Annotated in this window: 30 protein-coding genes; 11 read left to right on the forward strand and 19 right to left on the reverse strand. The window is 72.4% G+C overall.

The window, feature by feature from the left end; genetic code table 11:
- Positions 1-34 precede the first annotated feature (34 nt).
- On the forward strand, positions 35-301 hold the full coding sequence (rpsT, locus tag ABZV00_RS22015) for a 30S ribosomal protein S20 (RefSeq protein ID WP_109818418.1): 267 nt from the start codon (positions 35-37) through the stop codon (positions 299-301).
- 16 nt (positions 302-317) lie between these two features.
- Here the strand turns inward: rpsT and ABZV00_RS22020 are convergent, their stop codons facing one another.
- Both ABZV00_RS22020 and holA read right to left on the reverse strand, forming a co-directional pair.
- A complete protein-coding gene (locus tag ABZV00_RS22020; protein ID WP_355609102.1) occupies positions 318-806 on the reverse strand; it encodes a hypothetical protein in 489 nt (162 codons plus the stop codon).
- Entirely contained in the window at positions 803-1,783 is a 981-nt protein-coding gene (holA, locus tag ABZV00_RS22025; protein ID WP_355609227.1) for a DNA polymerase III subunit delta, read from the reverse strand. The genes ABZV00_RS22020 and holA overlap by 4 nt, the downstream gene beginning before the upstream one ends.
- 812 nt (positions 1,784-2,595) lie before the next feature.
- Between holA and ABZV00_RS22030 the strand changes: the two genes are divergently transcribed.
- Entirely contained in the window at positions 2,596-2,724 is a 129-nt protein-coding gene (locus ABZV00_RS22030; protein ID WP_328419377.1) for a hypothetical protein, read from the forward strand.
- A 14-nt stretch (positions 2,725-2,738) separates the two neighbouring features.
- Here the strand turns inward: ABZV00_RS22030 and ABZV00_RS22035 are convergent, their stop codons facing one another.
- The 5 genes from ABZV00_RS22035 to ABZV00_RS22055 form a co-directional block, all read right to left on the reverse strand.
- The gene (locus ABZV00_RS22035) at positions 2,739-5,114 is read right to left on the reverse strand and encodes a ComEC/Rec2 family competence protein (protein ID WP_355609105.1); all 2,376 of its coding nucleotides are present in this window, start codon (positions 5,112-5,114) and stop codon (positions 2,739-2,741) included.
- A gap of 32 nt (positions 5,115-5,146) precedes the next feature.
- On the reverse strand, positions 5,147-5,980 hold the full coding sequence (locus tag ABZV00_RS22040; RefSeq protein ID WP_355609108.1) for a ComEA family DNA-binding protein: 834 nt from the start codon (positions 5,978-5,980) through the stop codon (positions 5,147-5,149).
- A 102-nt stretch (positions 5,981-6,082) separates the two neighbouring features.
- Positions 6,083-6,457 carry a VOC family protein gene (locus tag ABZV00_RS22045; RefSeq protein ID WP_355609110.1) on the reverse strand — a complete coding sequence of 125 codons (375 nt, stop codon included), beginning with the start codon at positions 6,455-6,457 and terminating at the stop codon, positions 6,083-6,085.
- A gap of 371 nt (positions 6,458-6,828) precedes the next feature.
- Entirely contained in the window at positions 6,829-7,023 is a 195-nt protein-coding gene (locus ABZV00_RS22050; protein ID WP_355609230.1) for a DUF397 domain-containing protein, read from the reverse strand.
- Entirely contained in the window at positions 7,020-7,769 is a 750-nt protein-coding gene (locus tag ABZV00_RS22055) for a DUF5753 domain-containing protein (protein ID WP_355609113.1), read from the reverse strand. The genes ABZV00_RS22050 and ABZV00_RS22055 overlap by 4 nt, the downstream gene beginning before the upstream one ends.
- Before the next feature lie 368 nt (positions 7,770-8,137).
- On the opposite strand from ABZV00_RS22055, the gene ABZV00_RS22060 reads away from it, so the two are divergent.
- Together ABZV00_RS22060 and ABZV00_RS22065 are read left to right on the forward strand one after the other, a co-directional pair.
- Positions 8,138-8,422 carry a hypothetical protein gene (locus ABZV00_RS22060; RefSeq protein WP_355609116.1) on the forward strand — a complete coding sequence of 95 codons (285 nt, stop codon included), beginning with the start codon at positions 8,138-8,140 and terminating at the stop codon, positions 8,420-8,422.
- Entirely contained in the window at positions 8,419-8,664 is a 246-nt protein-coding gene (locus ABZV00_RS22065) for a flavin reductase (RefSeq protein WP_355609119.1), read from the forward strand. The genes ABZV00_RS22060 and ABZV00_RS22065 overlap by 4 nt, the downstream gene beginning before the upstream one ends.
- A 34-nt stretch (positions 8,665-8,698) precedes the next feature.
- On the opposite strand, the gene ABZV00_RS22070 is transcribed toward ABZV00_RS22065, so the two are convergent.
- The 5 genes from ABZV00_RS22070 to nadD form a co-directional block, all read right to left on the reverse strand.
- Positions 8,699-9,472 (reverse strand): SDR family oxidoreductase, encoded by a 774-nt coding sequence (locus ABZV00_RS22070; protein ID WP_355609122.1) that lies wholly within the window; start codon positions 9,470-9,472, stop codon positions 8,699-8,701.
- Positions 9,473-9,476: 4 nt separating this feature from the next.
- Positions 9,477-10,331 (reverse strand): DegV family protein, encoded by an 855-nt coding sequence (locus ABZV00_RS22075; protein ID WP_355609125.1) that lies wholly within the window; start codon positions 10,329-10,331, stop codon positions 9,477-9,479.
- Positions 10,332-10,436: 105 nt separating this feature from the next.
- On the reverse strand, positions 10,437-11,066 hold the full coding sequence (locus ABZV00_RS22080) for a histidine phosphatase family protein (protein ID WP_355609127.1): 630 nt from the start codon (positions 11,064-11,066) through the stop codon (positions 10,437-10,439).
- Entirely contained in the window at positions 11,063-11,470 is a 408-nt protein-coding gene (gene rsfS / locus ABZV00_RS22085; protein WP_328419394.1) for a ribosome silencing factor, read from the reverse strand. Before rsfS ends, ABZV00_RS22080 begins: the two co-directional genes overlap by 4 nt.
- 110 nt (positions 11,471-11,580) lie before the next feature.
- A complete protein-coding gene (nadD, locus tag ABZV00_RS22090) occupies positions 11,581-12,177 on the reverse strand; it encodes a nicotinate-nucleotide adenylyltransferase (RefSeq protein WP_328419396.1) in 597 nt (198 codons plus the stop codon).
- A 122-nt stretch (positions 12,178-12,299) separates the two neighbouring features.
- On the opposite strand from nadD, the gene ABZV00_RS22095 reads away from it, so the two are divergent.
- Both ABZV00_RS22095 and ABZV00_RS22100 read left to right on the forward strand, forming a co-directional pair.
- Positions 12,300-12,977 carry a PadR family transcriptional regulator gene (locus ABZV00_RS22095; protein WP_328419398.1) on the forward strand — a complete coding sequence of 226 codons (678 nt, stop codon included), beginning with the start codon at positions 12,300-12,302 and terminating at the stop codon, positions 12,975-12,977.
- Between the two features lie 160 nt (positions 12,978-13,137).
- Positions 13,138-14,352 (forward strand): FAD-dependent monooxygenase, encoded by a 1,215-nt coding sequence (locus ABZV00_RS22100; protein WP_355609133.1) that lies wholly within the window; start codon positions 13,138-13,140, stop codon positions 14,350-14,352.
- Between the two features lie 46 nt (positions 14,353-14,398).
- Here ABZV00_RS22100 and pepN read toward each other — a convergent pair whose 3' ends face one another.
- The gene (pepN, locus tag ABZV00_RS22105) at positions 14,399-16,915 is read right to left on the reverse strand and encodes an aminopeptidase N (RefSeq protein WP_355609136.1); all 2,517 of its coding nucleotides are present in this window, start codon (positions 16,913-16,915) and stop codon (positions 14,399-14,401) included.
- 69 nt (positions 16,916-16,984) lie between these two features.
- On the opposite strand from pepN, the gene ABZV00_RS22110 reads away from it, so the two are divergent.
- Complete coding sequence (locus tag ABZV00_RS22110) at positions 16,985-17,203, forward strand: DUF397 domain-containing protein (RefSeq protein WP_121653657.1); 219 nt, start codon at positions 16,985-16,987, stop codon at positions 17,201-17,203.
- A 42-nt stretch (positions 17,204-17,245) separates the two neighbouring features.
- On the opposite strand, the gene ABZV00_RS22115 is transcribed toward ABZV00_RS22110, so the two are convergent.
- Entirely contained in the window at positions 17,246-17,653 is a 408-nt protein-coding gene (locus tag ABZV00_RS22115; protein WP_355609139.1) for a hypothetical protein, read from the reverse strand.
- A gap of 273 nt (positions 17,654-17,926) precedes the next feature.
- Here ABZV00_RS22115 and ABZV00_RS22120 point away from each other — a divergent pair, with 273 nt between their 5' ends.
- Positions 17,927-19,174 (forward strand): cytochrome P450, encoded by a 1,248-nt coding sequence (locus tag ABZV00_RS22120; protein ID WP_355609142.1) that lies wholly within the window; start codon positions 17,927-17,929, stop codon positions 19,172-19,174.
- 15 nt (positions 19,175-19,189) lie between these two features.
- Positions 19,190-20,320: a glycosyltransferase family 2 protein gene (locus ABZV00_RS22125; protein ID WP_355609145.1), complete on the forward strand. Its 1,131-nt coding sequence runs from the start codon at positions 19,190-19,192 to the stop codon at positions 20,318-20,320.
- Here ABZV00_RS22125 and ABZV00_RS22130 read toward each other — a convergent pair.
- From ABZV00_RS22130 to ABZV00_RS22140, 3 genes are read right to left on the reverse strand one after another with little or no spacing between them, the layout of a single operon-like run.
- Entirely contained in the window at positions 20,310-20,960 is a 651-nt protein-coding gene (locus ABZV00_RS22130; protein ID WP_328419411.1) for a DUF3618 domain-containing protein, read from the reverse strand. The genes ABZV00_RS22125 and ABZV00_RS22130 overlap by 11 nt on opposite strands.
- Positions 20,957-21,424 (reverse strand): phage holin family protein, encoded by a 468-nt coding sequence (locus ABZV00_RS22135; protein WP_328419412.1) that lies wholly within the window; start codon positions 21,422-21,424, stop codon positions 20,957-20,959. Before ABZV00_RS22135 ends, ABZV00_RS22130 begins: the two co-directional genes overlap by 4 nt.
- 31 nt (positions 21,425-21,455) lie before the next feature.
- Positions 21,456-22,319, reverse strand: coding sequence for a hypothetical protein (locus ABZV00_RS22140; RefSeq protein ID WP_355609149.1), 864 nt, complete (start codon positions 22,317-22,319; stop codon positions 21,456-21,458).
- A 231-nt stretch (positions 22,320-22,550) separates the two neighbouring features.
- Here ABZV00_RS22140 and ABZV00_RS22145 point away from each other — a divergent pair, with 231 nt between their 5' ends.
- Positions 22,551-23,042, forward strand: a complete 492-nt coding sequence (locus ABZV00_RS22145) for a DUF4383 domain-containing protein (RefSeq protein WP_355609152.1) — start codon at positions 22,551-22,553, stop codon at positions 23,040-23,042.
- 70 nt (positions 23,043-23,112) lie between these two features.
- Positions 23,113-23,772 carry a DUF6766 family protein gene (locus ABZV00_RS22150; RefSeq protein WP_355609155.1) on the forward strand — a complete coding sequence of 220 codons (660 nt, stop codon included), beginning with the start codon at positions 23,113-23,115 and terminating at the stop codon, positions 23,770-23,772.
- Positions 23,773-23,797: 25 nt separating this feature from the next.
- Here the strand turns inward: ABZV00_RS22150 and ABZV00_RS22155 are convergent, their stop codons facing one another.
- Entirely contained in the window at positions 23,798-24,247 is a 450-nt protein-coding gene (locus ABZV00_RS22155) for a GNAT family N-acetyltransferase (RefSeq protein ID WP_355609158.1), read from the reverse strand.
- Between the two features lie 70 nt (positions 24,248-24,317).
- Positions 24,318-25,790, reverse strand: coding sequence for a GTPase ObgE (obgE, locus tag ABZV00_RS22160; RefSeq protein WP_328419421.1), 1,473 nt, complete (start codon positions 25,788-25,790; stop codon positions 24,318-24,320).
- Between the last annotated feature and the right edge of the window lie 85 nt (positions 25,791-25,875).

Consider the following 25,875-nt stretch of genomic DNA (forward strand, 5'->3'; position numbering starts at 1 on the left):
TGACCAACCCGAGCTATCAAGACGAGGCTGTCGCGTGGCGAACATCAAGTCCCAGATCAAGCGCAACCGGCAGAACGAGAAGGCCCGGCTGCGCAACAAGTCGGTCAAGTCGTCGCTGAAGACCGCCGTCCGGAAGTTCAACGAGGCTGCTGAGGCCGGTGACGTCGAGAAGGCCACCGCGCTGATGCAGGACGCCTCGCGCAAGCTGGACAAGGCCGTCAGCAAGGGCGTGATCCACTCCAACCAGGCCGCGAACCGCAAGTCCGCGATCGCCAAGCGCGTGGTGGCTCTCTCCGCCTGACGACTCGCCGTCAGACCTATTCGGAAAGCCCCGGACTCCGGTCCGGGGCTTCCGTGTGTCCAGCCTCGGTCGCTGGCGTCGGCCAGTCCGACCGGTCCGGGCGGCGAACAGGCCGCGCCGGATCGGCGTCGATCACCACGCCGGTGACGCTGTGCGAGATCCACTCCACCCGGGCCCGGCCGACAACCGGCTCCATCTGGCGGCGGAAGCGATCCCGTTCCTGCTCGGGCACGAGCGCGGCGGAGCGGACCACGATCGCGGCCACCATGTCGTTGAGTTTGACCATCACCGCCACCACGGCCGGCAGCACCAGCACGGACCACCAGGTGACCAGCTCGGCGAGGGCGAGCAGTGCGGCCAGCGCGATGGTGCCCTCGAAGAAGAGAAAGCAGAGCACCCCGCCGGGGTTGACGAACCGCAGGTTGAGGAGCCGGGCGTAGAGCGGCCGGTAACGCTCCTCATCGGCGGGGATGGTGGCCCACGCCGTACGGTTCGGCCCGGTCACCGGCCGCTGCCCTGCCGGGCCGCCGCGACCGAGAAGACGGCACGCTCCAGGGCGTACGCCCGATCGTCCGAGCCGCCCTTGACAGCCGCGTTGCACTCGGCGGCGACCTGCATGGCCCGGACCAGGCCCTCAGGCGTCCAGCCGCGCCCCTGTCGCTGCGCCCGCTCGATCTTCCAGGCCGGCATGCCGAGACTGCTGGCGAGCTGGTACGGGTTGCCCCGCCCGGCCGACGCGACCCGGGCCACCGTGCGCACCCCGTCGGCCAGGGCGTCGGCGATGGGCACCGGGTCGACCCCGACGTGCAGGGCCCAGCGCAGCGCCTCCAGAGCCGCCGGCACGTCGCCGACCATGGTGGCGTCCGCCACCGTGAAGCCGGTCACCTCGATCCGACCCCGGTAGTAGCGGGAGACGGTGTCGGCGCTGATCCGCCCGTCGGTGTCGGCGATCAGTTGGGAGCAGGCGGCGGCCAGCTCGCGCAGGTCGTTGCCGACCGCCGCGATCAGCGCCTCGGCGGCGTCGTCGGTGCATTTGCCACCGGCCCGGCGAATCTCGTCGCGGACGAAGGCCACCCGCTCGCGGTGCCCCTTGAGCTTCGCCGCCGGGACCACCGTCGCGCCCGCCGCCCGCAGCCCGTCGGCGAATGCCTTGCCCTTGGCAGCGCCCAGATGCAGCACCAGCAGCTGAACCTCCGGGTCGGGGTTCTTCGCGTACGCGAGCAGCGCGGTGACCAGGTCCTTGCGGGCATCCTGGCCGGAGCGCAGGATGAGCAGCCGCCGCCCGCCGAACAGCGACGGGCTGAGCATCTCGGCGATCTCGCCGACGGTGAGCGCGCTCGCCTGGTACTCGCGGACGTCCACCTCGGGGTCGACGCTGCGGACCCTCGCGATCGCTTCGGTCACGGCGCGCGTGGCGAGCAGTTCCTCATCGCCGAGGACGAGCAGAATGGGGGCGAGGCTGGCGGGGGTCACGCCGCCCATATTCGCACGGCCCACGGTGGGATCGTGCCTGGTCATTCGCCGCTCACTCGGCGCAGCCCGCACTCAGTGCAAATCCCGACATTTATCGCATTTCATTATCTAATGCATAAGACGGCAGACGTGAACGGCAACAGCACCAGCGAGCGCTGATGTCGAGGCCATGTCGTACGTAGCGTCCGATGCACTGAAGTGCTTCGATTACCCGGGTGAGAAACGCATCCCGGCTCTCGATCGCGGCGGCCATCGCAGTCGGCACGGCGGGCTACTTCATTCCGACGCCGTGGTCTGTCGTCGCGGTCGCGCTCGACCTCCTCCTGCTGTCGACGGCTGTACTCCTCACCAGGGTCGGACGCCGTGCGAGCGTCGTCCAACCCGGACGCAGCGCGAACATCGTCGAAGCGAGAAGGTTGGAGGACGTCCCTCCGATCGGCCAGCGCCCCGGCCATGTTGGCGAGCACGACCAGGGGACGAGCGAGACCCGGCCGGGCGACGGAGATATCCGGGTGGGGAGCGCTCCGTGGCGCGGCACCACCGCACCGCCGCCCCCACCTCCGCTGGACGACCTGCCTGAGCCATGGTTCCCACCAACCACCGATGCGCCGCCGTCGTATCCGCACCAGACCGGGCCGGCACCATGGGGGAGACCGTCAGAACGGCCGGCCGCACGGCCGGGCGAGGCAGGCCCCCGATTCCGTGCGTCCCAGGCACGCGACTCCCACTCGGCGACCAGCCGGGTCCGGCGACCGGAGGCGCCCGCGTCGAACCTTTCCACGCGGGCCACGATGGCGGCTCACTCGCCGACACCTGACGAGATGCTGAGGGGCATCACGACGATCGTGGAGACCACCCGCAGGGGCCAGCAGTCCCAGATCTGGTGGTTCCTGGCCGGGGTCGCCGCGTCGATCCCCGCAGGCATCCTGGTCAACCTCCTCACCGGCTGACCGGCACCCGGCCGTCAGGGGCGCTGACCCGCCGGTACGCCCCGGCGGACCACGGCCAGGCCATCGCCCGCCCGGATCGCCGCCAGGTCCCCGTCGGTGTCGGTCCGCAACACCCGGGCACCGCCCCTGCTCAGCCGGGCGAGCAGCCCCGGATTCGGGTGCCCGTAGGTGTTGCCGGTGCCCACCGGCACCAGGGCGACGGCCGGCCGGACGGCGTCGAGAAACCCCGGATCCTGGTACGCCGAGCCGTGGTGGGCCACCTTCAACACCTCCGCCCGCAACTGCCCCGGCCCTGCTCGCGCCAGGATCGCGTGCTGCTCCTCGGTCTCGGCGTCGCCGGGCAGCAGGATCCGTACCCCGGCCACCGTGGCGCGCAGCATCAGCGAGTTGTTGTTCGGGTCGGACCTCGTTCCGGCCAGCGGGTACGGCGGGCCGAGCACGAGCAGGTCGACTCCGCCGACCGGATGGCGAGCACCGGCGACGGTGGTCAGCACCGCGGCCCGCCCGGCGGTCGCCGCCGCACGTACCAACTCCCGGCCGCTCTCCGGATCCGTCGACTGTGGCGTGAGCACGGCGGCCACCCGGCGCCCCCGGAAGACCCCGGCCACCCCGCCCACGTGGTCGGCGTGGAAGTGGCTGACCACCAGCAGCGGCACCTCCCGGACGCCGAGCCGGCGCAGGCAGCCGTCCACCGCCGACGGCTCCGGACCGGCGTCCACCACGACCGCCCGGCCCGGGGCGACCGGCAGCACCAGGGCGTCGCCCTGACCGACCGCGCAAGCCACCACCACCCAGCCGGACGGCGGCCACCCGGAGGCCACCAGTCGGACCGGGAGGGCGCCCAGCAGCGCGGCCACGCCGACCACCGCCACCAGCCGGCGCACCAGCGGCCGGCGCACCGCGATCAGCAGCGCCACGGTCAGCCCGGCCAGCAGCAGGGCGCCCCACACCCCGCCCGGCCACGGCAGGGTGCCGGCCGGCAGTCGGGCGCCTTGCTTGGCGATGACCACCAGCCACCAGGCCGGCCAGCTCGCCAGCCAGGCGGCGAACTCGGCGCCGGCCGGCCAGAGCGGCGACACGGTGGCCGCCAGCACGCCCAGCACGGTCGCCGGCGCGATGGCCGGCACCGCCAGCAGGTTCGCCGGCACCGCCACCAGGCTGACCGTGCCGGAGATGCCGGCGACGACCGGCCCGCAGGCCAGTTGCGCGGCCGCCGGCACGGCCAGAGCCTCGGCCAGCCCGGCCGGGACGCCCCGTCGACGCAGCCCGTCCCGCCAGCGGGGTGCGAGCAACAGCAGGCCACCGGTGGCCAGCACGGAGAGCGCGAACCCGGCGTCGCCGGCCAACTCCGGGTCGGCCAGCACCAGCACGGTGACGGCGGCGGCCAACGCGGGCAGCGCGGCCCGGGGCCGGCCGGCGGCCAGCGCGGCGAGCCCGATCGCGCCCATCGTGGCGGCCCGCACGACACTCGGCGACGGGCGCACCAGGATGACGAAACCCACCAGCGCCACCCCGCAGAGCCCGGCGGCGAGCCACGGGCCGGCCCGTGCCCATCGGGCCAGCAACAGCACCGCGCCCACGACGATCGCCACGTTGGAACCGGAGACGGCGTTGAGGTGTGTCATGCCGGTGGCCTGGAAGTCCTCCTCGACGCTGGGTGGCAGTCGACTGGTGTCGCCCACCACCAGCCCGGGCAGCAGACCACCCGGCTCGTCGGGGAGCGGTGCGCAGGCCCGTTGCAGGCCGGCGCGCAGCGTCCCGGCGGCGCGCTGCGCCCAGGACGGCACACCGTGCCGCACGGGCGGGCCGGTGGTGCTGAGCACCGCCGCGGTGAGGTCACCTCCGCGCGGGACGCCGAGCCGACCCTCGGCGGTGAGGCGCTGCCCGGGCAGCAACCCCCGCCAGGCCGGGTCGGTGGCCAGAATCAGCAACCGCACCGATGCTTCGACCCGTCGGCCGTCCGCGCTGGTGAGTCGCACCAGCTCCGTCGGCACCAGCAGCATGCCCGGCCGCGCGGCGGACCGGATCGGACGCGGATCGTCCCGGACGACCAGGTCAGCGGTGACCGGGGCGCGCTGCTCGGCCAGGACGCGGATCGGCTGCGCGTCCCGGACGGCGAGCCGGGCGGCGGTGGCCGTCGCACCGCAGACCACGCCGAGGCCGACCGCCACAGCGATCCAGCCGTACCGGCGGGCGGTGGCACGGGGGTGGCCGAGGCGGCCAAGCAGGTGCAGGGCACTCAACGCCGTCAGGCCGGCGGCTGTGCCGCCCAGCACCAGGACCGGCCGGGCGCCGAGGTGCAGGCCGGCGAGTGCGCTGAGCCAGGCGGCCACGGCGAGCCCGGCCAGCCGCAGGTCCGGCGGTTGGGTCTGACCTTGGGCAACGCTCAAGCCGCCCGGCGCACTGACGATGGAATGGCCCCTCACACCGTTACCAGATCCTTGAGCTGCTCGTAGCGGGCGTCACCGATCCCGTCGACCTGGCGCAGGTCGCCGACGGACTTGAACCCGCCGTGCTGATCCCGGTGCGTGAGGATCCGCTGGGCGAGCACCGGCCCGACTCCGGGCAACGCGTCGAGCTGCGCCAGTGTGGCGGTGTTGAGGTTCAGCGGCCGGGCGGCGGGTGCCGCCCCACCCGCCGCCGGGCCGGCCGCATCGCCCGGCACCGGCGGTGGCGTCACCCCCACCACGATCAGCTCCCCGTCGGTGACCTTGCGGGCGGGATTGAGCAGCGCCACGTCGACACCGGGCAGCGCGCCGCCGGCCGCCTGCACCGCGTCGGCTAGGCGGGATCCGGCCGGCAACCGCACCAGCCCGGGTCGACGGACCTTGCCGGCGACCGCCACCACCAGCTCGCCCGAGCCGGACGCGCTGGGATCGCCCACCGAAGTGGCCGGAGCGGCCTCGCTGGCCAGCGGCGCGACCGGCTCCTGCTGCGGCCGGGACCGCCAGGCCCAACCGGCGGCACCGAGCACGACCACCGCGGCCACGACCGCCAGCGCCCGCACGCCGCGCCGCCCCGGGTCGAACGCCCCGGGACCGGGCAGCCGCGAACCCGGCCCGGCTGCGAGGCCGTCCGGCCCCGGGGGCACGCCCGCGTCCGACTCCACGAGCGGCACCCCGGCCCGGGGCGGCAACGCGCCGACCAGCGGTACGCCCGCGAGGGGCGTCTCAGCCCGGGGCGGCAACGCGCCAACCGGCCGGGACGTCAGCCGGTGCAGGCGCTGGCGTACCTCTGTCTCCTCGTCGTGCGACACGACGCGACGCTATGGCGACGGACGGCGCGGCGGCGCGGCCTGGCCTCGCCCTGTGGATAAGTAACGCCAGTGTGGACAACGCCCTGATCATGCATCAACGTGCTACAGGTACGGCCGCGTGATGATCTCGACAGCGTGCCCCGCCGGGTCCATGAAGTAGAAGCCGCGCCCGCCGTGCTCGGTGTTGGTCTCCCCCGGCCGTTTCATCTGCGGGTCGGCCCAGTACGTGATGCCTCGCTCCTCGACAAACGCCAGGCACCGCGGGAACAGGTCGTCGTCGACAAGGAACGCGTAATGCTGCATCTGGATGTCCACCGGCGGCTCGGCGAACTGGAGCAGCACGCCCTCATCCAGCAGGACGTTGACGAACGGCCCCCAAGAGTGTGCCTCGGGCAGCTCGAACAACCCCCGATAGAACGCGGCCGACGCGTGCTTGTCCTTGCTGGCGATGATGGTGTGGTTGAACGTGACTGTCATGCGTACCGTCTTCCCGCTCGATCCGAAGACCCGACCGGAAGCCCACAGCGTTCACCCAGCCACACCGATGACAAAGCCCCGAGGGCACCGACGCCCCGGATCCCGCACGAGAGACGCGTACGTCGCGTCTATCTCGGCGTGGTGGCTGAAGTAGCCAGAACCTCCGGGGGGTAGGCCCATCTGGGGCGCGCAGGGAGGCTAACACAGCGGCGTCGTCAAGATCAGCACATCGCCCGCTGACCGAATGGCGAGGCGACTTGCGCTATACCCCGCCCGGCCAGCCAGGTGCGCAAGGGCGAGATGGCTGCGATCTGCCACGAATAAGCCCCGGCACACCCATCACGGGTGACCGGGGCTCCACCTTGCGTCGATCAGCCTTGGGCGGCGATCCCCTTGGCCAGGTTCACGAAGCTCTGCCAGGCCTCCGGCCCGAAGGTCAGCGTGCCACCGTCGCGGTCCTTCGTGTCGCGGACGAGCACGACGCCGGGAAGGTTGTCGGCGACCTCCACGCACGCCCCACCGTTCGAACTGCTGCGGGTGCTGGTGCGCCAGTGGGCGCCGGTCAGGTCAACCATGCTCGCGCTCTCATCAGATCGATGGTCAGGTCTCGCGGTAGCGCGACCGACCTCACGGTATCCCACACCGCCCACAACGGAGCAACGTCATTACTGATGCGCCCGGATGCCTGGTCATCTAGGTAGCCGACATCCTGACCTGCCGGTGTGCTGGCGATGACGAAGGGTCCGGCCTGTCCGGGGTGGAAACCAGCCATCAGCGGGACCACGTGAATCATGACGGCTGGCCGCTCGGCGAGCGCCATCAGGTGATCGATCTGATCGGTCATAATGTCGGGTTTCCCCCGGCGTAGTGCGGCCTCGTCGACGACGAAGACGGTGAGCGGCGGACGAGGCCGATCAAACACGGCAGCCTGACGGCGAAGGCGGGTCTCGACGTGCCCTTGAATATCGTCGCTAGCCCATTGCCCGCTACTCAGCACGGCTCGCGCGTACGCCTCGGTCTGAAGGAGACCGGGTAACACGGCGGACTCGTACCAACGCAACGCGAGAGCCTCACGCTCGATGTCGGTCCACGGCCGGAACCATGCTGGCTCTCGTCGCTTGAACAGGTCGGGCCAAAGGTCCGCCTCTTCGCGGCCGAGAATTCCCGCGACTTTCGATCGGTGGCGAGTCTGCGGAATACGTCCAGGGTTCGCCCACTTGGCTGCCGTCTTCGGGTCGACGCCTATCTGAGCTGCGAGGCTGTCCGCTGTCTCGCCCGCTGCCGACATCGCCTCAATGACTGCGTGGTTCATCCGAATCCTCCCCGGAACGTTCTGCACGTCCACAGGAGATACTGCTACGCAGTGTGTTCGACCCGCAACCCTTGGCAAGGTGCTTCGTGGACGGCGCGGCCGGCAGGGACCCGAACCCGGCGGACGCGTTCGTAGCGGGGCCGCCCCACGGGCGAGCACTCACGGGGCGGCCCCTCCCACCAGCACCCAGGGGAGACCGTGCCGAACAACAAGCCGCAGCCGAAGCCCGCAAACCCGCCACCGACGCCACCGCCGGCGTCGCCGCCCGCCCGGCCGGTCGTACCGGGCCCCATCGGGCCGTTCATCCCGCCGTTCCGTGGGCCGGGCCAGGTCGGGAACCGCGTTCGCGATCGCCGTCGGTGGTCGCGGTGACCACGCGCAAGGTTCATCCCAGCGAAGTTCTGCTCCTGACCCGTGCGGCAAGCCCGCAGTTCTTTCGACCCATCACGGTCCGGGTCATCCGGGTCCTGGACTGGATCATGTACGACGGCTGGCTGTGGATCGACGCCTACCAACTCGGGCCTGACGGCATGGCGTTGGCCCGGCGGTCTCTGTACTTCATGCCGGAGGGTGCACAGGAGGTGGAGGTCCCTGCGGTCGCTCCGGAGAGTCGCCGGCCAGTCCGCCGGGACCCGGTGAGGGTCGGCGGATGACCGTCCGCTCGGAGCACCCCGTGATCAAGCCATCGTGGCGCTGCCGGACCTGCGGGATCGCCTGGCCCTGCTCGGCCGCGAAGCTGCGGCTCCTCGGCGAGTACCGCGACGACCGCCCGGCACTGCTGGTCCTCCTGGCGTCCCTTCAGCAGGAAGCCACCGGCGACCTCACCGCGCTGAACCCGAGCAACCCGCCGACCAACCTCGCTGACCGCTTCGTCGACTGGGCTCGCGTCCGCTGACGTCAGAAGGACCAGCGTGCGAGCCAACCCCGGGTCAGCGGGCCTCCGGGTCGAGGCCGAGCACGGCCCGTCCCCCGTCCACCGGCAAAGTCACCCCGTTGATGAAGCTCGCCGCTGGCGACAGCAGGTACGCGACCGCCTCCGCCACCTCGTCGACCCGCCCGATCCGGCCCACCGGGTGCAGCCGGGTCAGTTCGGCGTCGATCCACTCGGCCTGGGTGGGCTCCTGGGTGGCGAGAAAGTCGGCATGGCGTTCGGTGGCGATCGAGCCGAGCGCGACAGCGTTGGCGCGGATGCCGTGCCGCCCGTACTCGACGGCCAGCGCCCGGGTGAGCCCCTCCACGGCGGCCTTCGCCGTCGAGTACGGCAGGGCACCCGACACCGGCCGGTGGGCCTGGTGCGACGAGATGTTCACGATGGACCCGCCCGCGCCGGCGGCCAGGAACCGGCGGACCGCCACCGCGGCACCCACCACGGCCGGGCGCAGGTTCTGCCCGATCAGGTCCAGCACCGCGTCGGCCGACGCCGAGTGCAGCGAGGCGTCCCGGAACACCGCCGCGTTGTTCACCCAGCCGGTCAGCGGCGCGGCCCGCTCCGCCTGGTCGGCGGCCTGCTCGGCCACCCGCTCGTCATTGGCGTCACCGACAACGGCGACCAGCCGGTCGGCGGCCGGGTGTCCGGCCAGCCAGTCCAGCACGTCGGCGTCACGCTCCATGACGACGACGGTGGCACCGGTCGTCACCAGCCGTTCCACCACGGCCCGGCCGACACCACGGCCACCGCCGGTCACCACGCACGATGTGGGCACCGGCTCAGGCTGCCGGCCGTCGGTGGACGACCACGCAGGCCAGCCCCGGACCGGCGTGCGCGGCGACCACCGCGCCCGCCTCGGAGACGTACGTGTCGTGCAGCCGGTCACCCAGCCGCTCGGTCAGCGCGGCGAGCAGCGCCTCGGCCCGCTGCGGCGCGGCCAAATGGTGCACCCCGAGGTCCACCTCGTCGTCCCCGGCCGCCTCGACGGCCAGGTCGACCAGCCGGGCCACTCCCCGGCTGGCGGTCCGCACTTTTTCCCGCAGCACGATCGCGCCGTCCGGCATGTGCATGATCGGTTTGACCGACAGGGCGGTGCCGAACAGCGCCTCGGCCGCGTTGATCCGGCCGCCCCGGCGGAGGAATTCCAGCGTGTCGACGTAGAACCAGACCGTGGTCCGGGCGACGGCGGCGAGCGCAGCGTCGCGTACCCCGGCCAGGTCGGCGCCGGCCTCGGCGGCCTTGGCGGCCGCGATGGCCGGGAACCCGAGGCCCATGCCGGTCGAGCGGCTGTCCACCACGGCAACGCGGCCGTCCAGGTCGGCGGCGGCCAGCCGGGCCGCCTCGACCGTGCCGGAGAGAGTGGCGGAGAGGTGCACCGAGACGACTCCGTCGGCGCCGGCGTCGAGCAGCCGGCGGTACGTCTGCGCGAACTGTTCGGGTGCCGGCCGGGATGTGGTGGCCGTGACCCGCCGGCCGCTCAACGCCAGGGTGGCGTCGGCGGGCTGGGTCTCCACCCCCTCCAGCCCTTCCGCGCCGTTGAGCACGACGGTCAACGGGACGACGGTCAGCCGGTGCGCCTGCACCAGGTCGGGCGGGAGGTAGGCGGTGGAGTCGATGACGACCGCGACGGGCATGCCCGGCACGCTAGCCGATCGAGGCCCTGAACGCCGAAGCGCGAGCGCACCACGGGCAGTGGGGACGGCGGTCGGATCACGCCGACGGTGGGACGGGACGGCGGCTCAGACCGCGTCGACGACGGCCGGCGCGGTGACCAGGCCGACGTTGTGCGCCCGCAGCTGCCAGCCCCGGACGTCGTCGTGCCGCAGCTCGGTCCAGTGGCAGTTGGCCAGCGAGCCGATGGTGCGCAGCACACTGGGATCCCAGCCGAGCAGGTGACCGACGCCCTGCCGGGAGCCGCCACCGTGGGTGGCGATCACCACGGTGCCGCCGGGTGCCGCGTCGGCCGCCTCCCGCAGCGCGGCGGCGACCCGTTCGCCGAGGTCGCGCAGGGGTTCCAGGTCAGCACCCGGGGCCGGGTCACCGGCCCGCCAGCGGGCGTACTCCGCCGGGAAGCGCTCGGCGACCTCGGTGAGGTGCAGGCCCTGCCACTGGCCGAAGTGCCGCTCGCGCAGCCGAGCGTCGGTGCGGACCGGCAGCCCGGTCAGCGCGGCCAGCGCGGCGGCGGTCTCCGCGGCGCGGCTCAGGTCGCTGGACACGATGGCGTCGGGTCGCAGCGACGCGAGCAGCGGGGCGGCGGCGCGGGCCTGGTCGCGGCCCAGCTCGTTCAGGGGTACGTCGGTCTGCCCCTGAACTCGGTTGGCAGCGTTCCAGTCGGTGTTGCCGTGCCGCCAGACGATCAGTCGGGTCATTCGGCTGCGGCGGACCCGCCGGCGTCGGCCTCGACCAGGTCGCGGTCGACGAACGGGATGGTGGGGCAGTCCTTCCAGAGCCGGTCGAGCCCGTAGAACTCGCGCTCCTCGGTGTGCTGGACGTGCACCACGATGTCGACGTAGTCGAGCAGCACCCAGCGGCCACCACGCTCGCCCTCGCGCCGGATCGGCTTGGCCTTCTCCGGCAGCTCCAGCAGGCGCTCCTCGATGGCGTCGACGATGGCCAGCACCTGACGCTCGTTGGGGGCGGCGGCGAGCAGGAACGCGTCGGTGATGGCGAGCTGGTCGCCGACGTCGATGATCGCGATGTCCTGCGCCTTCTTGTCGGCGGCGGCCTGGGCGGCAGCGATTGCCAGCTCGTGAGCGCGTTCGGAAACTGTCACCGTTCTCCTTCGATCAACCGTGCGATCCACCAAGCGTCTCATACCCGGCGACGCCCCGACTTGTCAGTTCTGGTCGATTAGGCGCATGAAACGGCCCATATCGGGCGTGATTAGCGCTGATAGAGGCTGCGCTTGCCGATGTACTGCACCACACCGTCGGGCACCAGGTACCAGACCGGCTCGCCCCGGGCCACTCGCGCGCGGCAGTCGGTCGACGAGATGGCCATCGCCGGCACCTGGACCAGGCTGACAGTGTCCGCCGGCAGGTGCTTGTCGGTGAGCCGGAAGCCGGGCCGGGTCACCCCGATGAAGTGGGCCAGCTCGAAGATCTCGTCCAGATCCTTCCAGGACAGGATGCGTTGCAGCGCGTCCGCGCCGGTGATGAAGAACAGCTGCACCTTGGGGCCGTACTCGGCCTGGAGGTCGCGCAGCGTGTCGACGGTGTAGGTCGGCCCATTCCGGTCGATGTCGACCCGGCTGACCTGGAAGCGGGGGTTGGAGGCGGTGGCGATGACCGTCATCAGGTACCGGTCCTCGGCAGGGCTGACCGGCTCGTCGGACTTCTGCCACGGCTGCCCGGTGGGGACGAAGACCACCTCGTCCAGGCCGAACCGGTCCGCCACCTCGCTGGCCGCGACGAGGTGCCCGTGGTGGATCGGGTCGAAGGTGCCACCCATGATCCCAATCCGCCGGATATCTTCCTCCACCCCGTGATCGTAGGCCGGGCGTCGGGGCGGGCCGTTGCGGCCCGGTTCAGGGGTCGCGCTCCGGGCACTCGTGCGCATATACTCGCCTACGAGTAATCGGATACGAGGAACGGGAGAACGTCGTGCCGAAGCGGCGCAAGGTCGGCAACCTGCTGGCGCTGGCCGTGCTGTCCGCCCTGGTCCAGCGGCCGATGCACCCGTACGAGATCGCCACCGCACTGCGCGCCTGGGGCAAGGACCAGGACATGGAGTTCAAGTGGGGATCCTTCTACACGGTGATCCGCAACATGGACAAACACGACATGATCGAGGAGGTGGAGAGCCTCCGCGAAGGCCGGCGCCCGGAACGCACCGTCTACCGGATCACCGACGCGGGGCGGGCGGAGCTGGTCGACTGGGCCCGCGAGCTGGTCTCCACCCCGATGCCCGAGCATCCCCGCTTCCGCGCCGGCCTGTCCGTGCTCGCCGCACTGCATCCCGACGAGGCCACCGACCTGCTGCGGCAGCGGCTCGACCTGCTGGACGACGCGATCCGCCAGGACCGCGAAGCGCTCGACGCGCACCTGCGGGAGATCCCGCGACTGTTCCTGGTCGAGACGGAGTACGACCTGGCCATGCGCGCCGCCGAGGCGGCCTGGCTGCGGGCACTGCTCGCCGAGCTGACCTCGGGCAGCTACCCGGGGCTGGACATCTGGCGGGCCTACCACGAGACCGGCGAGGTGCCAGCCGAGCTGACCGAGCTGGCGGAGAGGACCAGCACCCCCGACCCCAGCACCCGACGCCCCGAGACCCCCAACTGAAAGACGGCCCCGGCGGGGTGCGCCAACACCCCGCCGGAGCCCTTACCTCGAACCGACACCTGGAAAGGCACCCGGCCCGAAGCGGCAAACACGAGGATAACCGGGTTCCCTCCCAGGTCGGTTCGCCCGCGCACGGACCGACGACACCCAGGGAGAGAACATGACCACGGTACGAACCGCGATCGTCATCGGCGGCGGCATCGCCGGCCCGGTGACGGCACTCGCACTGCGCCGCGCCGGCATCACCGCCACCGTCCACGAGGCGTACCCCGCCACCGCCAGCGGAGTTGGCGGCATCGGCGGCACGCTCGCGCTCGCGCCCAACGGCGTGGCGGCCCTGCGCACGGTCGGCGCGGACCAGGCGGTGACGGCGATCGCCACCCCGATCGAGCGCAGCGTCATGGCGGTCGGCCGCCGCCGCATCGACCTGCCCACCCTGGCCGGAGTGCCGCCGCTGCGCGTGGTGCACCGGGCCGAACTGCACCGGGTGCTGCACGACCGGGCGGTCGCCGAGGGCGTCGCTTTCGCGTACGGCAAGCGGCTGGTCGGCGCCGAGCAGACGGACAGTGGCGTGACCGCCCGCTTCGAGGACGGCAGCGCTGCCACCGCCGACATTCTGGTCGGCGCCGACGGCATCCGGTCGACGGTCCGTGGTCTCATCGACCCGGCCGCCCCCGGCCCCCGGTTCACCGGGCTGCTCGGCTTCGAGGCGGTGGCCCGGCACGAGGTGGACGTCGAGCCGGGCACGATGACCTTCGCGTTCGGGCGACGCGGCTACTACCTCTACTGGCCGGAGCCCGGCGGCGGCACCCGGTGGGGGGCCAACCTGCCGCAGCAGCGGCCGATGAGCCTGGTCGAGGCCCGCGCGGTGCCGTCGGCGGAATGGCTGGCCACGCTGCGCACCACCTACGGCGACGACGATCCGGGCCGGGAGCTGGTGGCGACCAGCAACGCCGACGAGCTCCAGGTGGTCGGTTCGCTGCAGATCATGCCGCCCGTGCCGCACTGGCACCGGGGGCGGATGGTGCTGGTCGGCGACGCGGCGCACGCGCCGTCGAACAGCTCCGGGCAGGGCGCGTCGCTGGCCATCGAGAGCGCGGTGCAGCTCGCCCGCTGCCTGCGCGACCTGCCGGACGTGGCGTCGGCGTTCGCCGCGTTCGAGCGGCTCCGCCGCTCGCGGGTCGAGAAGGTCGCCGCCCGCGCGGCGCGGATCAACCACGCCAAGGCGCCGGGGCCGGTCGCCCGGACGCTGATGCCGCTGCTGATGCCCCTGCTGACGCGCACCGCCATGGACCCGGAGAAGACGGTCGCCCACGAGCAGCGCTACGTCATCGACTGGGACGCGCCGGTCACGGCTGAGCCCGCGCTGCGCTGAGCCGGGGGCGGGGTGGCCGGTGGGCCACCCCGCCCCGACCGGTCTGTCAGGCCCCCGCGGCGGCCATCGCGGTCCGGGCGACCAGCGCGCGACGCAGGTCGTCGTCGGCGTCGGTGACCACCCGGCGCAGGCCCGGGGTCAGGTCGTCGCGGGCCAGCAGCGCGGCGGCCGCCTCCCGGGTCGGCTGCGCCACGGCGTAGCGGGGGAACGCCAGGGAAGCCACCCGGTCGGCCGTCCACGCGGTACGCCGTCGCGCGGCCGACGGCATGTCCGCGAAGTACCGCTCGACGTACGCGGCGGTCAGCTCGGCCTGTTCGGGTTGCCAGAACCCCTCGGCCGTCGCCTCCAACAGCCGGTTGGACAGCTCGGTGTCCCGCACGATGATCTCCCATGCCGCCTGCTTGGCGGCCGGGTCGGGCAGCGCGGCCCGGCAGCGGGCGGCTCGCTCCGCGCCGGTGGCGCTGGGGTCGGCGGCCGCCTCAGCGACGATCTCCGCCTCGCCGGCGGCGCCCAGCACCACCAGCCGGCGCAGCACCGCCCAGCGCAGCTCGGCGTCGACCTTCAGCCCCGCCGGCACGTCCCGGCCGGCGAGCCAGCCGGTGAGCAGGTCCGCGTCGGTGGTCGCGGCGATCCAGGCCCGCGCCGCGGCGAGCTGCAACGACTCCCCCGCCGACGCGCCGTCGAGCAACTGCCGGCACGCCCCGGCGACCCGGGCCAGCGCCGCGGACCGGGTCAGCGGGTCGAGGTAGCGATCGACCAGCGACCGGCTGAGGGTGAGCACGTCCTCCGCGATGATCACCTCGGCCTCGGCGGGCAGCGCGGCGACCATCAGGTCGACCAGGCCGCTGACCGGCCGCTCCCCGTCGGTCGCCGCGTCCAGCGCCTCGCCCCAGAGCACCGCCCGCGCCAACGGGTCGGCCAGCCCCGGCAGCACCAGCGGCACGGCGTCCGCCGACGCCGGGTCGAGGCGCACCTTGGCGAAGGTGAGGTCGCCGTCGTTGGGCAGCAGGAGCCGGGCCGCCGGCTGGCCGGTCAGTTCGCCGAGCACCGTCCGGCCGCCGTCGGCGGCCGGGTCGAGGTCCACCTCGTCGCGCTGCACGGCGCCGTCCGCCGAGTAGCGGCCCACGCCGATCCGGTGCGGGCGAAGCACCGGGTACGACTCGGGCGCCGTCTGCACCACGGCCACCTCGGCGTAGCGGCCCTCGGCGTCGACGGCGACCTCGGCGCGCAGCGTGTTGACCTGCGGCCGGCGCAACCACACATCGGCCCAGCCGGAGAGGTCCCGGCCGCTCGCGGTGGTGAGACTGGCCAGCAGGTCGGCGAGGGTCGCGTTGCCGAAGCGGTGCGCGGAGAAGTGCGCGTTCAGCCCGGCGAGGAACGCCTCGTCACCGAGCCACGCGACCAGCTGCCGCAGCACGCTGGCCCCCTTGGCGTACGAGATGCCGTCGAAGTTGAGCAGGCCCTCGTCGGCGTCGGCCACCTCCTCCGGAGCGACCGGGTGGGTGGAGGGGCGCTGGTCGGCGGCGTACCCCCAGGCCTTGCGGCGCATGGCGAAGGTGGTCCACGCCTGATCGAAACGGGTCGCCTCGGCGGTGACCCGGGTGCCCAGGTACTCCGCGAAGGACTCGTTCAGCCACAGGTCGTCCCACCAACGCATGGTGACCAGGTCGCCGAACCACATGTGCGCCATCTCGTGCGCGATGGTGGTGGCCCGCAGCTCGCGCTGGGTGTCGGTGACCGCCGAGCGGAACACGTAGTCGTCGCGGAAGGTGACGATGCCGGGGTTTTCCATGGCGCCGGCGTTGAACTCGGGCACGAACGCCTGGTCGTACTTGCCGAACGGGTAGCGCTCAGTGAAGAGCTGGTGAAACCGGTCCAGGCACTGCCGGGTGATGGTGAAGATCTCGTCGGCGTCGGCGTCCAGGTGCTCGGCGAGCGACCGGCGGCAGTAGATGCCCAGTGGCACGCCGTCGTGCTCGGCCCGCCGCACGTGGTACGGCCCGGCGATCAGCGAGAAGAAGTAGGTGGCCAGCGGCGCGGTCGGGGCGAACTCCCAACGACCGGGCACGGGATTGGCGGCCACCTCGGCGTTGCTGGCCACCGTCCACTCTGGCGGGGCGGTGACCGCGAGGGTGAACGACGCCTTGAGGTCGGGCTGGTCGAAGGCGGCGAAGATGCGCTGCACGTTGTCGAGGAAGGTCACCGCGTAGAGGTAGGTCTCACCGTCGGCCGGGTCGACGAAGCGGTGCATCCCCTCCCCCGTGTTGGAGTACGCCATCTCCGCCTCGACGACCAGGGTGTTCTCCGCGGCAAGGTCGCTCAGCGGCAGCCGGTTGTCGGTCAACGCTGCGGGGTCGACGGCGCGGTCGTTGAGGCGTACCGCCAGCAGTGTGGCGGGTTTGATCTCGGCGAAGGTCGCGGTGCCGGGGGTCGCCCGGAACCGGATCTCGACGCGGGAGCGGAACAGCTCCCCACCACCGGTCAGGTCGAGGTCCACCTGATAAGACTCGACAGTAATCGCCGCGCCACGCGCGGTCGCCTCTACACGGGTCAGGCTCGGCATCCGCTTATCCTGCCCGATGGGGATCCGCACGCGGTCACCACACGACCCTCGGCACTGGAGGAAAGAACCATGGCGCAGCACCCCAAGGGCGACTTCGACCTCTCTCGGGCGGTCTGGCAGCGGGCCGACGGGGACACCTCCGACAGCGCCGTCGAGGTCGCCTTCGTCGATGACCTGATCGGGATGCGCAACTCCGCCGAGCCGGAGGGGGCGGTGCTGGTCTTCACCCAGGCCGAGTGGGACGCGTTCGTCGCCGGCGCGCAGGACGGCGAGTTCGACCTGGACTGACACTCGTCGCCGGCGCGGCGCCCCACCCGGGGTACAACGCCGTCAGCCATCGCCGGGACCGTCGCCGTCGCCCCAGCCGAGCCCGCCAGGACCCGGGGCGTGGTGGAAGCCGGGGTGGTCGGCCACGTCGACGCACCGCTCCCCGTCCGGGCCGACCGCCCCGCAGAACAGCCGTTCGGCGCGTTGCCAGGCGTCGGCCGGTGACAGGGCCGCCGCGCCGAGCGCCAGCTCCGGGCGGAGCAGGCTCAGCGCCTCGGCGTACGCCACGGCCAGCTCGCGGGCGTCGGCCGCGCCCGGCGCGGTGAAGCCCAGGTGCACCGTGAAGAACCGGTGCGGCCGGGTGGGTCTTCCGGGCGGACGGATCAGCCCTCCGCCGTCTCGACCCCTGCCGATACCGAGCGCCCCGACCACCCGCCGCTGCCGCCAGTACCGTGATCTCTTGTCCCGCATCCACCCTCCCCGTGATCCGTGGTCGCCGCCCGGCCACGCCACCGGGCAGCCCGCCCGGCCCGGCTCTGTGGCCGGCCACCTACCGAGAAGCCAACCAGGTTTCCGCGCCGGTGGGAGGGGCCAGCAGACGCCGATCCGGTGGTCCCAGCGAGCGGACGGCCGGCCCAGCAGCGATCCGGGCGGCGGGATTCAGGAGCGCTGACCCGGGTAGACGCAGCCGACCGAGGAGACCGGCCAGCGGCGACGGCCGCCACCCGCAGGTGAGGAGACCCGATGGCGACCATGCCGGCCGACCGCAGCCCGGACAGCACGCTCGCGTTCCTCCGCGCCGGCTACCGGTTCATCGGCGAGCGTTGCGACCGGTACGGCAGCGACGTCTTCCAGACCCGGATCCTGCTGACCCCGACCATCTGCCTGCGCGGCAGGCCGGCGGCGGAGCTGTTCTACGACACCGAGCGCTTCCAGCGGCGCACCGCGATGCCGCTGCGGGTGCAGCGGACCCTCACCGGCCGGGGCGGGGTGCAGGGGCTGGACGGCTCGGAGCACCGGGACCGCAAGGCGATGCACATGTCGATCATGACGCCGACCGCCATCCGGCAGCTGGGCCAGCTCTTCGACGACGAGTGGCAGGCCCGGATCCCCGCCTGGGAGGGTGCCGCGCCGGTGGCGCTCTACGACGAGCTGGGCAGGCTGCTCACCCGGGTGGTCTGCGCCTGGGCCGGGGTGCCGCTGGCCGCGTCGCAGGTCGACCGCCGTACCGTCGAGCTGCACGCCATGATCGAAGCCCCGGCGGTGGTCGGCCCCCGGCACTGGCGGGGGCGGCTCGCCCGTCGCCGGACCGAACGCTGGCTCGCCGACGTCATCGAGCGGACCCGGGTCGGTAGCGTCGCCGCGCCGGCCGGCAGCGCGCTGCAGGTGATCGCCGAGCACCGGGACGCCCGGGGCAGAATGCTCCCCCGGCGGATCGCCGCCGTCGAGCTGCTGAACGTGCTGCGGCCGACGGTCGCCGTGGACCGGTTCATCGTCTTCGCCGCGCTCGCCCTGCACGACCACCCGGCCTGGCGGCAGCGGGTCCGCGAAGACGACGAGGCCACCGAGCAGTTCGTCCAGGAGGTACGCCGCTACTACCCGTTCTTCCCGGCCGCCGCCGCCCGGGTCCGGCGCTCCTTCGACTGGGAGGGTCACCACTTTCCGCAGGGCCGACGCGTACTGCTCGACCTGTACGGCACCAACCACCACCCGGCGCTCTGGCCACAGCCCGAGCTGTTCCGCCCGGAACGGTTCGCCGGCCGCCGCGTGGACCCGTTCGCGTTGATCCCACAGGGCGGCGGCGACCACAGGACCGGGCACCGCTGCGCCGGTGAGTGGATCACCATCGACCTGATGAAGCGGGCGGTCACCAACCTGACCAGCACCATGCGCTACGACGTCCCCCCGCAGAACCTGGCCCTGGATCTGCACAGGATGCCCGTCCTGCCCCCCACCGGCCTCACCCTCACCAATATCCGCCGCACCGCCTGACCCGGACGTCTGGGAATGGACCGCCCGCACCCGCAGCGCTACCCGGCGTCGGCCCGCAACGCCGAGGCCGGCCGCGCGCGGGCCGGAGAGCGGTCGAGCGACGGCCGCGCCGGCACGCCGCCACCCGCACTGCCGATGGCGTACGTCCTGCCGCTGCGCCGGACCACCGACGTTGGCCTGGCCGAGCTGACCGACTACCTGCGCTGGCTGGGCGACCGGGTCGAGGTGACCGTCGTCGACGGTTCGCCGCCGGATCGCTTCGCCCGGCACGCCGCCGCGTGGCGCGGACTGAACCTCCGGCACCTGCCGCCCTACCCCACCCTGCACGGGCTGAACGGCAAGGTGATCGGGGTGCTCACCGGCGTCCGCGTGGCGGGCCACGAGCACGTGGTGATCGCCGATGACGACGTCCGGTACGACGACGCCGGGCTGGGCGCGGTGCACCGGTTGCTGGGCCGGGTGGATCTGGTACGACCGCAGAACTACTTCGACCCGCTGCCCTGGCACGCCTGGTGGGACACCGGCCGGACCCTGCTCAACCGGGCGTTCGGGGCGGACTACCCGGGCACCCTGGCGGTTCGCCGCAGCACCTTCCTCGGCATGGGCGGATACGACCCGAACGTGCTCTTCGAGAACCTGGAGCTGATCCGCACCGTGCGGGCGTACGGCGGCACCGAGGCGGCACCGGCCTGGCTGTACGTACGCCGGCTGCCGCCGGACGCCGCGCACTTCCGCGGCCAACGAGTCCGCCAGGCGTACGACGATCTGGCCCAGCCGGCCCGCCTGCTGACCGTGCTCGCGGTCCTGCCAGCGCTGGCGGCGGCCGTCGCGGCCCGTCGACCCGGACTACTGCTCGGTGCGGCGGCCGGCACCGTCGCCCTGGCCGAGTTGGGCCGCCGTCGCGCTGGCGGCAGCACGGTCTTCCCGCCGACAACCGCGCTGTCGGCCCCGCTGTGGCTCCTGGAACGCGGCGCGTGCGGCTGGCTGGCGGTGGGCCGGCGTTTCCTGCTGGGCGGAGCCCGCTATGGCAACACCCGAATCCGCCAAGCCGCCCACCCCACCTCCCGCCTCCGCCCCCTTGCAGGGAACAGCCCGCGGGCACCGGGGTGGCCGCGGGCTGTCGGGTGGGGACGGATCAGTAGGTGACCTGCTGGCGGGACTGCTGGGCCTGGTCCTTGACGTCCTGCGCAGCCGACTTCGTGTCGTCCTTGACCACGTGCACGGCGCCCTGGGCGGTGGACTTCACCGACTCGGCGGCGTGCTGGGCCGGCTCGCGCAGCTCGTCCTTGAGCTCGCTGGCCACCTCGCCCAGCTTCTCCTTCACCGCCCCGCTGTGCTCGCCGACCTTCTCCTTGATCTGGGTCGCGGCCTCCTGCTCGCGACGGGAGGCCGGGATCAGCGAGGAGGCCAGCCAGCCCACCCCGAACGCGATCAAGCCGGCGGCCAGCGGGTTGCCCGCCGACTTCTGCCGGATCACGTGCGGCGCGCTGTGCGCGGCGTCGCTGACGGTGGAGGCCGCCGAATGCGCGGCGTCGTTGACGCTGGAGGCCGCCGACGAGGCGCGGTCGCCCACCGAGTGGGCGGCGTGGCCGGTGCCGTGGCCGAGGTCAGACGCGGTTCCCATGACCTTGTCCCTCACATTCTGCAGCGCGGAGCGGGCCCGCTGCTTGCGGTCGTCAACGATGCGGCTGGGGCTGACCTTGTACGCCAGCGCGTCCACATCGGAGCTGAGGCTGTTGCGGGTGGCTTCGATCTCCCGGCGGATCTGGTCGGGATCGGTGCTCATCGGGTGACTCCCTCCGGGTGGGGCTTGAGCGCGTCGGGGATCCGCTGCACGCTGTCGTTGGTCTGCTTGAGGCCACGCACGTGTTGGGCGTTCTTCTTGGCCATGGAGTAGAGGACCGCAGCGATCGCCGCCCAGATGACGGCCACGATCAGCCCGGCCCAGCCGGCGTCCATGACGTTGGACAGCCCGGCCCAGAGGGCCAGCGAAAGGAAGAGCGCCACCATGTAGCCGCCGAAGCCGGCCCCGCCGAAGAGCCCGGCAGCCTTGCCGGCCTTCTTGCCCTCCTGGCGGATCTCGGCCTTGGCCAGCTCGACCTCCTGGCGCATCAGCGTCGAGAGATCACCGGTGACCTGACGCATCAGCTCACCGATCGAGCTGCCCTTCACCTCCGCCGCGGTGTGCGGGGCACCCGCGTCGGGGTGGTAACCGGAGTCCAGTCCGGACCCCTGCGTCGGCATGCTCATGCCGTCGCCTCCCTTCGGATGACTCGGTGGCTCACGGGCGGGTGGTGCCGCTGGACGGCACGCCGGGCAGCGGATCGGTCTGGGTCACCGGCGGCAGCGGCTGGCCGGTGCCGGTCTGCTCCGGGAAGTCGCCCCGGCGCGGGTCGGCGTAGCCACCAGGCGTCGGGTCGGCGTAGCCACCAGGCGTCGGGTCGGCGTAGCCACCAGGCGTCGGCTCGGCGTACGTGCCGGGCGTCGGCTCGGCGTAGGTGCCGGGGGTCGGGTCGGCGTAGCCGCCCGACGGGACGGCGTCCGGCACCGCGCGGGGCGCCGGCGTCGGGATCACGGCGGTCTGCTCCGGGTCGTACGCCCCAGCGCCCCGGTAGGTCGAGGAGCCGTTGCCGGAGTCGTCGCCAGCGGCGGAGATGCCGCGGGTCAGCCGGCCGGCCAGCACCCCGAGAACCGCCGCGCCGACCAGGAAGGTGCCCGGGTTACGCCGCGCGTAGTCGCGTACCTCGGTGAGCAGGTCGCCGGGCTCGCGCTCCTCGAGCCAGCCGGCCGCGCCGTGCACCCGGTCAGCAGCCTGACGGGCCAGCTCGCTCACCGGGCCGGCCTGGCCACCCTGCTCGGCCATCGAGCGCATCTCGTCGGCCAGCGAACGCAGCCCACCGGCGGCCCGGCGCTGCTGCTCACCGGTCTGGCTGGCGAGCTGCGTGCGGGCCTCGCCGTACAGGTTGCGGGCCTGCCGGACAGCCTCACGGCCGACCTCGGTGCCCTGCTCCTTGGCGGTCTGGGCGACCGCACCGCCGGCCTGCGCGGCCTCGGAACCGACCTGGCGCGCCTGGTCGCGGACGCCACCGCCGTTGGTCGACTCCTGCCCGTACGTGGAAGACGTAGGTGAAAGATCGTAAGTCATGATTTCCCTTCCGCTCGGATAGTCGTCGCGGTTGTACTGGGGGGATGCGGCTGCGTTACCGCGGCCGCCGACCATTCACCTACCCTGCGTTTTGGCTTCCATACCTCTTCGTGCATTTCTCTGCGCGGCCTGCCGGATCGACTTCAAAATGGAGGATCGTCGGGCTGCGTCACGTCGCCGCTGCGGACAGTGAGGTTCGCGAGGGCTGGCAGATCCACGAAGGGGGCAGCGATGGCACGAGACGCGCGAGGTGGCCGGCCGACTGGCCCACGACCCCGGGTCCAGCTGGCCGCGTTGATCGTGGCCGGGGTCTTCCTGCTGATCGGCGTCCTCGGCTTCATTCCCGGCATCACCACCGACTACGGCGAGCTGAGGTTCGCCGGGCACCACTCGGACGCCCGGCTGGTCGGGCTGTTCCAGGTGTCGATCCTGCACAACGCGGTGCATCTGCTGTTCGGGCTGGCCGGCCTCGTGATGGCCCGGAGCCTCGCCGGCGCCCGGCTCTTCCTGGCCGGCGGCGGTGCGATCTACCTCGCCCTCTGGCTGTACGGGCTGGCGATCGAGGCCATCGACGAGGAAGGCGGGGCGAACATCCTGCCGCTCAACAACGCCGACAACTGGCTGCACCTCGCCCTCGGCTTCGGCATGCTCGCGCTCGGGCTGCTGCTCTCCAACCGGGCGGGCACCGGCGGGCGGCTGGACACTCCCGCCAACCGGCACTGACCTGCCGGTTCGTCGGTTTCGCGGTCGTACCGAGGTGGGTATCGGGAGCTGATCCGCGAAGGAGGACGAGATGCCTCGTTGGCTGCGCGACAACGCGCTGGCCGTCGCCATGCTCGGCGCGTTCCTGGTCTTCCTGGTGTTGCAGAGCGTCTTCGGCTGGCAGACCCACAATGAGGAACTGACCGAGTTCGGCGCCGCGCCGCTGAGCTGGCCGGCGTACCTGACCACCGGGCACTTCGCCGAGGCGGTCTTCGAGAACTGGGAGTCGGAGTTCCTCCAGATGGGCGGGTACGTGCTGCTCACCGCGTACCTGGTGCAGCGGGGTTCCGCCGAGTCGAAGCCGGTGGACCAGACCGACCGGCCGGAGGACGACGAGCGCCGGGCCACCCCGCAGTCGCCCTGGCCGGTGCGCGCCGGTGGAATGCCGCTGGTCGTCTACCGCAACAGCCTCTCCATCGCGCTGCTGCTGATCTTCGCCGGCTCGTTCGTCGGCCACCTGCTCGGCGGCACCGCCACGTACAACCAGGAGCAGGCGTTGCAGAGCGGGGCACCGCCGATCGGGGTGTGGGACTTCCTCGGCACCAGCGACTTCTGGTTCCAGTCCATGCAGAACTGGCAGAGCGAGTTCCTGGCGGTCGGCGCGCTGATCCTGCTGAGCATCGTCCTGCGCCAGCACGCCTCGCCGGAGTCGAAGCCGGTCACCGTGTCGCACGCCAGCACCGGCGCCTGAGCGCCGGGTGCGGCGGCGGGGGTCGTCAGGCCGCGACCGGCAACCGCTTGGCGAAACAGACGCTGTACGGGTTGTCCACGTACTCGCCGTAGACCGGGATCCGGTCGTAGCCGCACGAGGTGTACAGCCCGATCGCGGCCGGTAGGTAGGTGCCCGTCTCCAGGCATACCACCGAGTGCCCCTGGCGGAACGCCAACTCCTCCAGCGCGGCGAGCAACTGGCGGGCGATGCCCCGACCTCGGTACGCCGGCCGGACGTACATCCGCTTGACCTCGCCGGTGGCGGTGTCGAGCGACTGGAGCCCACCGCAGGCGACCGCCCGACCGTTCACCACCACCGCGAGGTAGCGGATGTCGTCATGGGTGACGGTGACCTGCCCGTCCAACCCGCCGTCGGCCACGCGCAGCTCACGCTGCTGTGCGATGACCAGGGCGGCGATCTCCGGATCGGTGGTGGGCCGGACTTCGATCAGCATCACCCAACGCTAGGCGGGGCGGATTTCGCGGAGGTTTCCGGCAATCAACCCGATCACGGAGCGCACCGGGCTATTCGGCGTCGTCCTCGTCGTCGAGGTCCTCGATGTCGTCGGACGCGTCGGCACCCACCTCGTCGGCCGACCGCACCCGGCGGGCCTTGCGCGCGGCGAGCCGGTCCGCCGCCGACGCCCGGTTCGACTTCTCCTCCAGCCGGACGTCGGTACCCCGGTTGCCGGGCACGTACTCCACGCCGGCGTAGAGCGTCGGCTGCCAGTCGAACTCGCGGGCGCCGATCCGGACCAGGTCACCAGGCTGCGCGCCGGCCTTGGCCAGCTTCTCCTCGACCCCGAGCCGGGCCAGCCGGTCGGCCAGGTAGCCGACCGCCTCGTCGTTGTCGAAGTTGGTCTGCTTGACCCACCGCTCCGGCCGGATGCCACGGACGGTGAACGACCCGTCCGCCTCGGTCGTGATGGTGAAGCCGGCGTCGTCCACGGCCATCGGTCGGATCACGATCCGGGTGGGCTCGGCCGGTGGCGCGGCCTTGCGCTGCGCCTCGACCATCTCGGCCATCGCGTAGGTGAGCTCCTTGAGCCCTTCCCGGGTGGCCGCGGAGACCTCAAACACCCGGTAGCCGCGCTCCTCCAGGTCGGGGCGCACGATCTCGGCGAGGTCGCGGCCGTCCGGCACGTCGACCTTGTTCACGGCCACCAGCCGCGGTCGGTCGGCCAGCCCGCCGTACTCCTTCAGCTCGGCCTCGATGGTCTCGATGTCCGCGACCGGGTCACGGCCGGGCTCCAGCGTCGCCGAGTCGATGACGTGCACCAGCACCGCGCAGCGCTCGATGTGCCGGAGGAACTCCAGGCCCAGCCCCTTGCCGGTGGCCGCGCCGGGGATCAGGCCCGGCACGTCGGCGACGGTGAAGGTGTGGTTGTCCATCCGGACCACGCCGAGGTTCGGCACGAGGGTGGTGAACGGGTAGTCGGCGATCTTCGGCTTGGCGGCGGAAATCACCGAGATCAGCGACGACTTGCCGGCCGACGGGAAGCCCACCAAGCCCACGTCGGCGACGCTCTTGAGCTCCAGCACCACGTCCAACTGGTCGCCGGGCTCGCCCAGCTCAGCGAAACCGGGAGCCTTGCGCTTCGCGTTGGCCAGCGAGGCGTTGCCCCGCCCGCCGCGCCCGCCGCGGGCCACCTCGAAGGTGGTGCCGGCGCCGACCATGTCGGCCAGCACGGTGCCGTCGGAGGTCTGCACCACGGTGCCGTTGGGCACCTTGAGCACCAGGTCGTGGCCGTTGGCCCCGTCCCGGTTCGACCCCGCGCCGCCCTTGCCGTTGTCGGCCTTGACGTGTGGGCGGAAGTGGAAGTCGAGCAGCGTGGTCACCTGTGGGTCGACGACCAGGGACACGCTGCCGCCGTGCCCGCCGTTGCCACCGTCCGGACCACCGAAGGGCTTGAACTTCTCGCGGTGGATCGAGGCACAACCGTGCCCGCCATCGCCGGCCTGCAGATGCAGAACGACCCGGTCAACGAACGTCGCCACGGCGTCAATCCTTCCAGCGAGGTCGGACCCCGCACTGCGAAAAAGCTAAGCGGGCCGGGACCCGGAGGTCCGCGGCCCGCTTAAC

Origin of the sequence: Micromonospora sp. NPDC005173, assembly GCF_040608515.1 — a bacterium.
Classification (GTDB): domain Bacteria; phylum Actinomycetota; class Actinomycetes; order Mycobacteriales; family Micromonosporaceae; genus Micromonospora.

Coding starts and splice junctions, on each gene's coding strand:
- ABZV00_RS22055 (WP_355609113.1), bottom strand. CDS start 7,769: ATGAACCACGCAGTCATTGAGGCGATGTCGGCAGCGGGCGAGACAGCG.
- ABZV00_RS22155 (WP_355609158.1), bottom strand. CDS start 24,247: ATGCTGATCGAAGTCCGGCCCACCACCGATCCGGAGATCGCCGCCCTG.
- ABZV00_RS22130 (WP_328419411.1), bottom strand. CDS start 20,960: ATGAGCACCGATCCCGACCAGATCCGCCGGGAGATCGAAGCCACCCGC.
- ABZV00_RS22140 (WP_355609149.1), bottom strand. CDS start 22,319: ATGACTTACGATCTTTCACCTACGTCTTCCACGTACGGGCAGGAGTCG.
- ABZV00_RS22030 (WP_328419377.1), top strand. CDS start 2,596: ATGCTGAGGGGCATCACGACGATCGTGGAGACCACCCGCAGGGGCCAG.
- ABZV00_RS22145 (WP_355609152.1), top strand. CDS start 22,551: ATGGCACGAGACGCGCGAGGTGGCCGGCCGACTGGCCCACGACCCCGG.
- ABZV00_RS22075 (WP_355609125.1), bottom strand. CDS start 10,331: ATGCCCGTCGCGGTCGTCATCGACTCCACCGCCTACCTCCCGCCCGAC.
- ABZV00_RS22080 (WP_355609127.1), bottom strand. CDS start 11,066: ATGACCCGACTGATCGTCTGGCGGCACGGCAACACCGACTGGAACGCT.
- ABZV00_RS22115 (WP_355609139.1), bottom strand. CDS start 17,653: ATGCGGGACAAGAGATCACGGTACTGGCGGCAGCGGCGGGTGGTCGGG.
- ABZV00_RS22045 (WP_355609110.1), bottom strand. CDS start 6,457: ATGACAGTCACGTTCAACCACACCATCATCGCCAGCAAGGACAAGCAC.
- ABZV00_RS22110 (WP_121653657.1), top strand. CDS start 16,985: ATGGCGCAGCACCCCAAGGGCGACTTCGACCTCTCTCGGGCGGTCTGG.
- ABZV00_RS22125 (WP_355609145.1), top strand. CDS start 19,190: ATGGACCGCCCGCACCCGCAGCGCTACCCGGCGTCGGCCCGCAACGCC.
- pepN (WP_355609136.1), bottom strand. CDS start 16,915: ATGCCGAGCCTGACCCGTGTAGAGGCGACCGCGCGTGGCGCGGCGATT.
- holA (WP_355609227.1), bottom strand. CDS start 1,783: ATGGGCGGCGTGACCCCCGCCAGCCTCGCCCCCATTCTGCTCGTCCTC.
- ABZV00_RS22150 (WP_355609155.1), top strand. CDS start 23,113: ATGCCTCGTTGGCTGCGCGACAACGCGCTGGCCGTCGCCATGCTCGGC.
- ABZV00_RS22065 (WP_355609119.1), top strand. CDS start 8,419: ATGACCGTCCGCTCGGAGCACCCCGTGATCAAGCCATCGTGGCGCTGC.
- ABZV00_RS22120 (WP_355609142.1), top strand. CDS start 17,927: ATGGCGACCATGCCGGCCGACCGCAGCCCGGACAGCACGCTCGCGTTC.
- ABZV00_RS22135 (WP_328419412.1), bottom strand. CDS start 21,424: ATGAGCATGCCGACGCAGGGGTCCGGACTGGACTCCGGTTACCACCCC.
- ABZV00_RS22100 (WP_355609133.1), top strand. CDS start 13,138: ATGACCACGGTACGAACCGCGATCGTCATCGGCGGCGGCATCGCCGGC.